This is a genomic window from Pseudoflavonifractor phocaeensis (assembly GCF_016901735.1).
Classification (GTDB): domain Bacteria; phylum Bacillota; class Clostridia; order Oscillospirales; family Oscillospiraceae; genus Pseudoflavonifractor_A.
Genome location: NZ_JACLZC010000079.1, coordinates 1 through 11,402 on the forward strand (window position 1 = coordinate 1; position 11,402 = coordinate 11,402).

7 protein-coding genes are annotated in these 11,402 nt (G+C 53.2%); 5 read left to right on the forward strand and 2 right to left on the reverse strand.

The window, feature by feature from the left end; translation table 11 throughout:
* Positions 1-357: 357 nt before the first annotated feature.
* Entirely contained in the window at positions 358-1,230 is an 873-nt protein-coding gene (locus tag H7U37_RS13210; protein ID WP_204876391.1) for an S-layer homology domain-containing protein, read from the forward strand.
* 70 nt (positions 1,231-1,300) lie between these two features.
* Here H7U37_RS13210 and H7U37_RS13215 read toward each other — a convergent pair whose 3' ends face one another.
* Entirely contained in the window at positions 1,301-2,476 is a 1,176-nt protein-coding gene (locus tag H7U37_RS13215) for a DEAD/DEAH box helicase (RefSeq protein WP_204876392.1), read from the reverse strand.
* Positions 2,477-2,913: 437 nt separating this feature from the next.
* Between H7U37_RS13215 and H7U37_RS13220 the strand changes: the two genes are divergently transcribed.
* The 4 genes from H7U37_RS13220 (at position 2,914) to H7U37_RS13235 (ending at position 6,829) form a co-directional block, all read left to right on the forward strand.
* The gene (locus tag H7U37_RS13220) at positions 2,914-3,687 is read left to right on the forward strand and encodes a hypothetical protein (protein WP_204876393.1); all 774 of its coding nucleotides are present in this window, start codon (positions 2,914-2,916) and stop codon (positions 3,685-3,687) included.
* Between the two features lie 40 nt (positions 3,688-3,727).
* Positions 3,728-5,170: a sodium:solute symporter family protein gene (locus H7U37_RS13225; protein WP_204876394.1), complete on the forward strand. Its 1,443-nt coding sequence runs from the start codon at positions 3,728-3,730 to the stop codon at positions 5,168-5,170.
* Between the two features lie 1,009 nt (positions 5,171-6,179).
* A complete protein-coding gene (locus H7U37_RS13230) occupies positions 6,180-6,569 on the forward strand; it encodes a TnpV protein (protein WP_204876395.1) in 390 nt (129 codons plus the stop codon).
* A complete protein-coding gene (locus tag H7U37_RS13235; protein WP_204876396.1) occupies positions 6,566-6,829 on the forward strand; it encodes a DUF6809 family protein in 264 nt (87 codons plus the stop codon). The genes H7U37_RS13230 and H7U37_RS13235 overlap by 4 nt, the downstream gene beginning before the upstream one ends.
* Positions 6,830-7,567: 738 nt before the next feature.
* Here the strand turns inward: H7U37_RS13235 and H7U37_RS13240 are convergent.
* Positions 7,568-11,224, reverse strand: a complete 3,657-nt coding sequence (locus H7U37_RS13240) for a hypothetical protein (protein WP_204876397.1) — start codon at positions 11,222-11,224, stop codon at positions 7,568-7,570.
* Positions 11,225-11,402 lie beyond the last annotated feature (178 nt).

Genomic DNA, 11,402 nt, shown 5'->3' on the forward strand with positions numbered 1-11,402 from the left:
GGGTGGAGACGGGAGCGGCGGTGGGCTCCGCCGCCGGGGAAAGGGTGGGCGTGACCTCCGCGGCCGGTCCGCCGCAGGCCGAGAGCAGCAGCGCCATCGCTATGGCCGCCAAATAAAAACGCTTCATAAGCTCCTCCTGAGATGTAAGGTGCCTCCCGTGAAATTGGGAGGTAATATGTTATTTTAGCATTTTTTTGTCCCCATGACCAGAGGGAGCGATGCCCAGGGGGGTTTATATGAACTGCCCAAAAAATATTAAAATTTCCCTCGTTTCTTGACGGATTTGACCTGCGGATTTACAATAGACTTGAACTATGACCCAAGCGCCCATCATTTGAACGGAAAGGAAGGATCACCATGAAACAGACAGGCCTGCTGCGCCGCTGTGCCGCGCTGGCGCTGAGCGCCGCCCTTCTCGCCGGCATGACGGGAACCGCTCTGGCGGCGGACCGCGTTTTCCAGGACGTGGCGGCGGACAGCCCCTATGCCGCCGCCGTGGAGACGCTGGCCCAAAAGGGCGTGGTGCAGGGCACCGGCGGGGCCACCTTCGCCCCGGATACCGCCCTCAATGCCGCCCAGCTGGCCGCGTTCCTGGCCCGCATCGCCGGGGCCGCCGTCACCCGGGGCGAGGCCGTCCAGGCGCTGGCCCAGCTGGCCGGCCAGTCCTTCCACCATGCGGCGGGCACCGGCTATCAGACCGTCACCAGCGCCCAGGACTGGGGCCCCGCCATCAGCAAGGTAATCCTCTCCCTGGGGACCGATGTGGACCCCGCCAGCGTCACCGCCGACAAGTTCCAGGTCCTCTCCGACCGCATCTACGATGAGACCAGCCACGTGGCCGCCCGCACCGTGACCAGCGCCTATGTCTCCGACGCCCAGGGCAACCAGGCGGAGAGCGGCTCCTATGTGACCCTGGAACTGAAGATCGGCCCCGACGAGACCGCCGGCTCCCCCTTCAACTATGAGTTCGCCACCAGCGGCCACAATGTCTATGTGATTACCCTCTACTACATCTCCCTCACCCAGCCCCTCGGCGCCGCCGACGTCCACTACTCCCTCTTTGACAAGGTGGAGGATACCACCGGCCTCTACTTCCAGGCCGACGGGGTCACTCCCTATGAGTACATGGGCCATTGGTCCTGGCTCTACACCCTGAACAACCAGTGTGTGGACACCATCGGCGGCCGGGAGGTCACCCTCTTTGACTGGCTGTCCCAGCAGAGCAAGTAACACGCTTCTCCCTTCCATAGAGACAAAAAACCACGCCGCCCGGCGTGGTTTTTTGCGTCATTGGGTGGATTTATTCGCAGAGCATCAGGCAGCCGTCGGCGTCGTAGCGCAGGCGCTGCACCTCCGCCTTGGTGTTGCGGGTGATCTCGTCCATCCGGATGCCCTCGGTGATGTTGGCCACAAAGGTGTAGGCCACGCCGTGGCGCTTGGCCCGGCCGGTCCGGCCGATGCGGTGGGTGTAGTTTTCCAACTCGTCGGGCACGTCGTAGTTGAACACCGCGTCCACGTCGTCGATGTCCAGGCCCCGGGCGGCCACGTCGGTGGCCACCAGCACGGCCAGCTTGCCGGCCTTGAACTGCTCCAGGGTCTTTTCCCGCACCCGCTGCTGGATGTCGCCGTGGATGGCCTCGCAGGAGATGTCCCGCATTTTCAAAAGGCCCGCCAGCCGGTCGGCCATATTCTTGGTGTTGCAGAAGGCGATGGCCCGCTCATAGCCGCCGTGGGTGATGAGGGCCGCCAGGGTGTCCAGCTTCTGGGAACGGTCGTCCAGGTCGATGCGGTACTGGGTGATGTCGGGCTTGGACTCCTCCACCGGGCGGACGGTGATCTCCACCGGGTCCCGCTGGTAGACCCAGGAGATGTCCATCACCTCCCGGCTGATGGTGGCCGAGAACATCCCCAGGCTCTTACGGTGGGGGATCTTGTCCAGAATGTGGGTCACGTCCCGGACAAAGCCCATATCCAGCATCCGGTCGGCCTCGTCCAGCACCACCGTCTCCACCTTGTCCAGCCGGACGGTGCGCCGCTTCATGTGGTCCATGAGCCGGCCCGGCGTGGCCACCACGATCTGGGGCCGCTTTTTCAGCTGGGTGATCTGCTTGTCGATGGGCTGCCCGCCGTAGAGGCACACCACCCGCACGCCCTCCTTGAAGGCGCACAGGTCCCGCAGCTCCTCCTGAATCTGGATGGCCAGCTCCCGGGTGGGGGCCAGCACCAGGGCCTGCACCTCGCTGCGCTCCGGGTCCACATGCTCCACCATGGGGATGCCGAAGGCAAAGGTCTTGCCGGTGCCGGTGGGGGCCTTGGCAATGACGTCCTTCCAGTCCATAAAGTAGGGGATGGCTCCGGCCTGCACCGGGGTGGCCTGGACGTAGCCCTTCTTTTCGATGGCCTTCATGATGGCCTCGGATAAACCCAGGTCGGCATAGTTGACAATGCCGCTGACTTCTTCGCCGTTGATTTCCATTTCGACTTCCTTTCTTTCCGCCCGATCCAAGGTCCCCATCCATCAGGCGCAAAGTCCCGGAACGCCGTTTTTCCACCGGCGTGACCTCAAATCTGGAAAACTGTTCTGAATTTTGGCTGTGTGCCATATAGAATAGCACACATACGCCCAAATTGCAATCGGTGGGGGACAAAGTCGGATCTTCTCCCAAGGGGTCGAAGCCCCGGAACGTCCGGTTTGCACGAAAGTGTGCAAAGTGGTGTTCTATATAGTAATAGTCATAGTTATAGTTATAGTCATAGTCATAGTGATAGGAATGGTCATCGTGCCCCGGCGTGGGGCGTCAGGAAGAAAATGTTTCGTCAGATTGCAAAAAATGACAGATGAAACTTCTTTATTTTTGTGCATAGTGGTGATAAAGTGGTAGGGTGAAGAATACAAAAGAGGGGGGATCGCATATGGCGAACGATTCCATGGCCAGCGGCACCATCCATCTCAAGGGCAGATGGATCAAAGGCGTGCTGGCGGATTTTTACCCCGTGCTGGAGATGTGGCGATTTTACGGGGCCTACGGTCTTCACGCCCGCCAAAAGCCCACGCTTCAAAACCGGACGGTGGAATTTACCGGCTGCGGGCGCTGGTCCTTTTCCGGCACCCTGAGCGATTTTGACAGCTGGACCCGGAGCTGGCTCAACAGCAAAGAGGAGGGAAGGCCGAAGCGCGCCCTGACCGCGGAGGTTTATGACCGCTTTCTCCGGGCGATGGAGGAGCGGAAGCTGAAGATCGTCTTTGACTTTGAGGATAGGGAGCCGGGCGCGGGGATCTTGAACCACGAGGTGGGGGCGTTCTCCAGCGACGGCGCAAAGCTGTTCTATACCCAGCTCTCCTGTGAATATATCGTCGGCGGTGACGATGATCTGGAGCGCGCGACGGACTATCTGGCGCGGTTCCTAAAAACGCCGGACCGGGAGGCGCTGGAGGAATGGATCGCGGAGCATATCGTCTGCACCCATCTCTTTGCCCTTCATTATGACGATAACTACAGCGAGGTCATCTATGATCTGGAGGAGATGATGGAGGAAGATCCGTTTCCCGCCTTCTGCGCCGCCTTTTCTCCCGATACCAGGGAATGGGAGGACTTTTGTGAGGAATATGAAGAAATCAAAGGAAACCGTCCCGACGGCAGAGAGGCTCGATCCATGTGTTGGGATCGGGCCTCTTTTGTCGTTTAGACCGGTAGCAAAAACTGTGTGTTTGTAAGGAGGCATTGTTATGCAGCTTCAGATCATCCCCCTGGTCATCGTGGCGGCCTATCTCATCGGTATGCTGCTGGTGGGCTTCATCGTGGGCAAGCTGAACATCAAGGACAGCAAGGACTACATGCTGGCCGGACGGCGGATGGGGCTTTTTATGGTGGCCTTCTCCCTGTCGGCCAACAACATCGGCGGCGGCTCCACCACGGGCCTGGCCGAAAAAGCCTTCGGCAGCTGGGGCATGAGCGCCATGTGGTATGTGCTGGCCGCCTCGGTGGCCATGATCCCCCTGGCCTACTTCGCCCCGAAAATCCGCAAGACCATGGCGGTCACCATCCCCGAGGTGGTGGGCCGGCGCTTCGGCAAGGTGTCCAGCACCTTTACCGCCATTCTGAGCATCCTCTCCCTCTTCTGCCTCACCTCCTCCCAGATCGCCGCCTCCGGCTCGGTGGTGGCCACCCTCACCGGCGTGCCCACCAACGTGGCCCTGGTCATCGCCGGCCTGGTGGTCATCCTGTACACCACCTTCGGCGGCATGATTGCCGATCAGGTGTCCGACCTGGTGCAGTTCGTCATCATCCTCTTTGGCCTGGCCATCGCCACTCCCTTTGTCATCCAGGGCTGCGGCGGCTGGGAGACCATTTCCGCCGCCCTGCCTCCCGTCCAACTGGACTTTACCAAGATCGGCTGGGTCACCATCATCGGCTACATCTTCAACTATTTCTGTACCTTCCTGGCCGGGCCCGAGATGGTCTCCCGCTTTGAGACCGCCAAGGACGAAAAGACCGCCCGCAACGCGGCCTTCCTCTCCGCCGTGCTTATGGCGGCCATGTCCCTTTTCCCCACCCTGCTGGGTCTCACCGCTCTGGCGGTAAAGGACACCATCCCCAATCTGGCCGAAAGCGGTTCCAACGCCATGCTGGCCGTCACCAGCGCCCACGCCCCCGCCGCGGTAGTGGGGCTCATCTCGGCCGCCATCATCTGCGCCACCATGTCCTCCGCCGACTCCAACCTCCTTTGTATGTCCACCATGGTCATGAACGACCTCTATCTGGGGCTGGGCGGCAAAAAGGACCTGAGCGAAAAGCAGATCGTATTTTATACCCGCCTTTGCAACGTGCTGGCGGCGGCGGTGGCCATCGCCATCTCCATGGCGGGCATCTCCATCGTCACCATGAACACCTTCGCCTTCGGCATCCGCTGCGCCGGACCCTTTGCCGCCTACGGCCTGGGCCTGGTGGTGCCCAAGGCCACCCGGCATTCGGGCATCATCTCCCTCTTTGCCGGCACCATCGGCTTCTGCTTCTGGCAGTGGCTCAGCGGCGGCGACTTCTACCTGGGCATTCTGCCGGTGGTGTTTGGCTGCGCGGTGAGTGTGGTGGTGTTCTTCCTGGTCAACCTGGTGGAGTGGAAGATGGGCGTGGAAGCGGCGCCCTCCGCCTACGAGGAAGCCAAACAGTAAACGAAAAAGGAAATGAAAAAATGCCGCCCGGTCCCGGGCGGCATCCAGCCTGTCGAAAAAACTCTGCTTATACCTAATTATGGAAAAATCTCTGCGCGACATCTGCACGGCACTTTTTGCATAGGAGGGATATTTCATGGATAACCAAAGGGGTATCGGCGTTATATTGATTTGTGTGGGCACGTGCGCGCTCACGACCTTCCTGTTTCTCGTGGAAATCTGTCGGTTTTTGCAGGGCTCCCTTGCCAACTATACCTTTATCTTTACCTATTTTCCGCTCCAACTGTGCCTGGCAGTCCCGATTATCTGGATATGTATCGGCCTTGTGCTCGTAATCCGGGGCAAGAACAGGCCGCGCAAATAAAACTTCGTTACAAAAAAGTCCCCGCCCTGGACCGGCGTGAACTGCCGCCCGTCAAGAGGGCAGTGAAACAACATAACGTTTTTCCGGCTGGCAGCCACCGTGCTGCCAGCCGCTTTTTATGTGGAGGCAGTCAACAAGCCCGAAAAGAAAGGCCGTGCAGCACAAAAAAGCAGGAGACACGCTCCTTGCGGAACGATCTCCTGCTTGATAGGGCTTTTGCTTTCGCCTGCGATTCTTGTTCCTTGTGCGCTCCTTGCTTGCTCCTTACGAAGCAAAGCGGAACACTTGCGAGGACCACGCACAGCTCCAAACGTACTGAATTTTCCTGCAAATCCACGTCGTGAGACGTACTGAGAAGTAGGGAAAATCAGCGCTTGCTGAACTTCAAGGACTTGGTGCTGTCCCTGCCAAACATCCGGTAATCCCTTCGCTTTCCACCTGATTTTTGGCTTAATACTGCGGTTTTTCTGCACACCAGATTCTAATTTTCATCCTCGTGCAAGACGCACGAAAAGCAGGTTTTGCTCCTTATGTGTGCCTTGCGTATCGCTGCCCAGGGCGACGCAGGACAACGGTAGGGAAAGACACTTGGTTGCTGTTCTCGTCTTCACCTCAAAATTAAATTTAGACACGGAGGACAGCAGAATGGAAAAATACATGTTCGATCAAAGCAACAGCCTTTGTTATAAACTCCAGGGAGACTACTATATCCCCTGCTTAGTGTTGGATGAAGCGAGTACATCTCCTATTGGCATGTGGGGCAGAAAGCACCAGCAATACCTAAAAGAACATCGCCCCATCCTCTATTCCTATCTTGTTCTCAGCGGAGTATTGCACAGCTATCTGGCTGACATTGACACTCAGGCACGAAACAAACTCCACCTGCTCGTAACACAGCTGGCAGAGAAAGAGGGTATCAATGAGCAGCTGAAAGCGCAGGATCAGATGGCATGGGTCGGAGCCATGAACAACATCCGCAATCGTGCAGAGGAAATCATCCTCCAAGAGCTGATCTATGGGGAGGATGCCGTATGAGACTTCTTGAAGAATTTTGGTATGGCAACATTGAACCAACCGAATACGACACAAACGCCTGCAAGGAATACAAGGAAGTGCTTCACCTGATTACCCGAAATGAAGAAAAGCTTCAGGCAACCATGACGGATGAACAGAAAGAACTGTTCTCTCGATATACGGACGCCGTGCGTGAGTATCAGACCATGGCAGAGTGCCTACTGTTCCAGAATAGCTTTAAGCTGGGTGCCAGAATGATGTTAGCGGTCATGGAAGAATAATTACATTGACAATCAGCCGAGCGGTATTTAACTGCTCGGCTGATTAGACATCAAATTAGCCGGTTATCTAAAATAAATATTTGATTAGATGCCGCTTCTCGTACAGGTGCAAAGTTTTGTACCAAAACTTTGCTTTGTAGCAAAATCACATTTGTTAGTTCCATACTCTGAAATGTACTCTTGACTTTCCCAAACATCGAAAGCACAATGCACCACGCTGCTCCCGCCAATCTTAAATTTTCAGCTGTTCAATGGCACGAACAGAACCATAATTATTTCCGGCTGAAAGAAAGAGCTTATCGGAGCTAAAACCATTTACGACGGTATGAATCTTTTTATTGGGCCCGCCGCTTGTACAGACAACTGCCTTTGCCTTCTTCTGTCCTATTGTCGGCGTCTTCCTACATAGAGTGCGCGCGCAGTTCCCGTATGCCATTATCCCGCTATTTGGTGAATCGAACATATACAGACGGTTAGAGTTCACAAGTCTGCAGTAGTCCCTACTGACAAGCGCCACTTCAGACAATCCAAAGCACTCGGTTCGACATCGTTCGATTATTCCGACAAAAGCTGCTTTGCTTTCCTGTTTTTCCAGTAGCGGAAGTGTTTTGACCCATTTTTCATATTCCGTTGTCGATTTCTACCGTTTACATACTCTTGGTATTAGATAGCTCAGCCGATTGTGCCACTTTTTGTTTTCAAGAACGGCCTAGTCTACGAGAAAGCCACTCGCTCAATTTAGTCCATTTTCACCACATCCCAGCCCCGAAGTCCCGAATAAGAAAACATTAGGTTTAGCTTTACTCTACAAGAAACGTCCTCTCTTTTGAATATTCTTTTCTCATCCTGATTCACTGTTGTGGGATTGGGAATGAAGGTTACCTCCAAATTAAGTCTATCCAGAAGAATTTTCCCATGCGTGTACTCCACTTCGGTAACCCGCCCTGTGAATGTTTTAAGACCTTCCGGATTTCCAGACCCATCTCTACGTATATCCGTTACGGGTACGATAGGGCATCCTATAGCGTTGGTACCAACAAAACAGTCGTACTCTCTTGCTGTATTGACTCCTTGCTGTCGTGCCAACAACTGTGCCTCTCTGATACATGCATCTACCGCGCTCGGAGAGGCTCCAGCCGCATCCGACTCCCACAGAATAAAGGCAAGCAGAAACAGCAGATAGTTCTTTTTGTAACCATCCTCCATATAGGCCGCAAGGATATGCTGAGCCTCTGCGGCATTGAAATAGCTGCACCGGCGATAGAGTTCAAACCATGTTTCGACATCTGCATTCTTGTGTCCATCATCCGAGTCTATAAAGTTGTTCCGCAGACTCTCTTCCGCCAACTCACAGGTATCTCTATCCAACCCGTTCCATCGGCATCCATTCGTCACAAAAGATCCGTAAATAAGCGCCCGCCTACGCCGTTTGTCGCCGGCAGCATTAGAATTGAGTAGACCGCGCAGGTCTGCCTTAATACAGTTGATAGAATTTTCGGAAATACTTTCCAAACCTTCTCGTGCTTGTTTCAAAAGCGACGGATTATTATTTTGAAAATCGCGCATATTGAGCAGTAACTCTGCGGCAATACTAAAATGCTCATCATACCACGCCTTGAAAGAGGGCTCTTGCACTATAAGCTGTTGTGTCGTTCGACCATGGTCAAACGTTATCAGTTGCTCAATGATTCGATATTCCATGTGAATTTGTGGGAAATAACTGAAACTATCATGTATTTTGCTTTCCTTCCGAGCGCTCTCAAACTCCTCGCGGGCTAAGCTATACAAAACTTTGATATTATCAATCAAATCGCTGCAACTCGGAGCTAGGCGTCCCCGTAGCTTATTCTTTGTTTCCTCTTTAATATTATGTATCAACCATTGTCCATAAATGCATCCCAGTGTTGTACGGTGAGTAGAAGCAGGAAGCCCTGACTTCTCTGCCACCTCGATGGCGCGTTCGGCCTCTTCGATAGCTTCTTCATATTGAGGAGTGATTTTCGCACTTACATCTCCGTAGGCCAAAAGACGGGCCAAATGATTATAGTAGTGCGGATTTTCTGGGAATTTCTTAATTAGCAGGCGGAAAAGGGCTTCTTTATCTCTCCACTTCGGGATTGCTGCCACCAAGGGAGAGAACTTCGTTTTTTGGTCATCCGCATCAATATATGCACGGTCTATGACCAGCTCTTTTAAAATTTTGTCGACCCGGTCATTTCCTCCACCATAGATATTATACAGGGTCTGAATATAATTACAGATCGACGGATAAACCACATCGTTCATTGCCATATGCTGATCCTCTGTGCCGTGGAGAAGCAATAGCAATTTCTCCGCAATAATCGGATGGCATAATCTGCATCCATCCGGCCGGATTACCATCAGCTTTGATATGGCCGTCGGAAGATTATCCTTCATAACATAGAAATTCATCGTACCACTGCCGTCGTCTTTCATGTCCAAGATGACGCGTAACTCCGAAAAAGCCACACAAATATTCTGGGAATACGCCGTAACGAGAGCCAAGCTATTCAGCAGCTCTCGCTGGTTTTGCGTACAGATAGCTACCGTGCTTTGCAGACGGTCTAATAAGTTGTACTCCTCCTGAAAGGCATAGAATCCGTAAAAAAACGGGGTACGCTGTCCGTTATTGTCATCACCAGTAATTGCCTTAAGACGCCGTACCCGTTCCACGGGGGTGCTACGCTGCGCAGCGTATTTTGAGAACCGCTCCAAAAAGTCCCTTGCAATCCTCGCTGGCATGGTATCTATCAGTCGGACAAGCACGTCTTTTTCTTCGCGTTCTTTGCGCAAAGGCCTACGAGTGGTCGAATCAGTGGAGCGGGTAATCAGCAGAATAAGCAGCTTCCCATTGTCCGCGTTTACCTGATGAGCCAGTATATTAAGCTCATCGTCTGTAATGACGGTAGAGCCCTGTTCTACTGTCATCAGCACCCGTTTTCCGGTTCTTTGACAAACTTCCAGCAGCATACTCACTGTGTCTGGCACATACTTTTTCAACCGCACGCAAGGTACGGAATGCTTTAGATCCCAGAGGATACGTTTAGACAGTGTTGTGCCACCGGTCCCCGCGTCATGGATCAGCTGCATCGTCTTAATACGGGGGGAAGACTCATCCATTAGCTTTTTCAGCCGATTTTTGATGTTCTGGTAGTCTTTGTCCTCCAAAAGGCGGAGATCGCGGTTCTTTGCAATATCATTCCATGTGGCCTCGCTGCCTTTGTAGAACTCCTCTCCCAGACTGTCGCCTCCGCCGGACGTATCAAAGCCAATGCGACCCAATTCATGTTCGGGGATGTCCTCACAACCAGCATATACCAGTTCTATAGAGGAACTAAATCGGAGCAAATCTTCCTTGCTAAAGGTGCACGTCCCATCAATGGATGGCAGTTCCGCGCTGTGTCCGGCATCCTGAAGTTGCTGCAGATAGAGGCCGCAGCACCGGGCGGCATGTAACAGGGTTGCCCCCGGATACGGGACAAAATGCCAGTGACGCTGGCGCTCTAAATCCTCCATTTCGCTGACGAAGTCCTCCGAAAATCCTGCCCTAAGAGCTGCGAAGCGGGTCGCCCCTGGCAGAGGAAGATCGCACAAGCGGTCAATCAGTTGGTTACGAAAAGAAAGCGCGTTCTTGCTGCAGTCAAATACCAGAACCAGGGGTACTTGAGGATTACTGGACAAGAGTTTTTCCAATTGGCTGAGTAATCGCTTCCCACAGCGGCGCCAAAGACTTGCATATGCAACGTCCGCAGGCTTTCGAATCGAGAGAACATTGAGCGTATTATCAAAGACCTCTGCGTCCTCACCAGAGAGAAGTGCAATGCGTTTTACAGATTCTGTCTTCACATGTTCCAGCAAAGATTTATATACTACTGCCTCTTCCTCCTCCGGGCCAACATCCACCACCAAGCTCCACCGGACACTGCATAGATTTTTTAGTTCATTCAAGTCGCTGGCAGTATAACGGTCATCTGTAATCAGTACGGGAATATAATTCCTAAATTTAAATACGTTTTCCCAAATATCCTCTGTATCTGTAAAAGCAGATGCTATTGATAGGGCACTCACATCGTTTGTATTGTAAGAATATCCTATTGTTTCAAAAAGAGACTTGAGGCAGCAACAAATGAAGAGGAGAACTTTTATTTGCCTCCCCTGATCCGAACAATTCTTTTTGCAAAAAAAGTTGATTCCTGCTGCAATCCTAGCTAATAGGAACTGGAGCTCGATATCATCCCGCGAGTTTTCTAGTCCAGCCTCCTGGATCCAATCCGTGATACCCGCACATACAGCATTGCGGACCATATATTCCAAGTAGTGCTCACAGGGCTCTACCTGTTGAAATACGGGGGGAATGACCATCTGTTCCAGCATGGTTTTCCACGTCTTAAGGTCGTTATCTTTGGAATTGTCAAAAAAGACACTGAATTCGAAATATGCTTGATCAAACAGTAAGTAGGAATCTACACTAGCGCTATCATAATCAATGATAGAATAGCTGTCCTCGGTTTCCTCCGAGGCAATAAGATTAAATCCGTGTAGATCTCCATGG

Bases quoted from the DNA above. Each gene is read 5' to 3' on its own strand.
- H7U37_RS13235 (WP_204876396.1), top strand. From the start codon at position 6,566: ATGAGACTTCTTGAAGAATTTTGGTATGGCAACATTGAACCAACCGAA.
- H7U37_RS13210 (WP_204876391.1), top strand. From the start codon at position 358: ATGAAACAGACAGGCCTGCTGCGCCGCTGTGCCGCGCTGGCGCTGAGC.
- H7U37_RS13215 (WP_204876392.1), bottom strand. From the start codon at position 2,476: ATGGAAATCAACGGCGAAGAAGTCAGCGGCATTGTCAACTATGCCGAC.
- H7U37_RS13230 (WP_204876395.1), top strand. From the start codon at position 6,180: ATGGAAAAATACATGTTCGATCAAAGCAACAGCCTTTGTTATAAACTC.
- H7U37_RS13240 (WP_204876397.1), bottom strand. From the start codon at position 11,224: ATGCTGGAACAGATGGTCATTCCCCCCGTATTTCAACAGGTAGAGCCC.
- H7U37_RS13225 (WP_204876394.1), top strand. From the start codon at position 3,728: ATGCAGCTTCAGATCATCCCCCTGGTCATCGTGGCGGCCTATCTCATC.
- H7U37_RS13220 (WP_204876393.1), top strand. From the start codon at position 2,914: ATGGCGAACGATTCCATGGCCAGCGGCACCATCCATCTCAAGGGCAGA.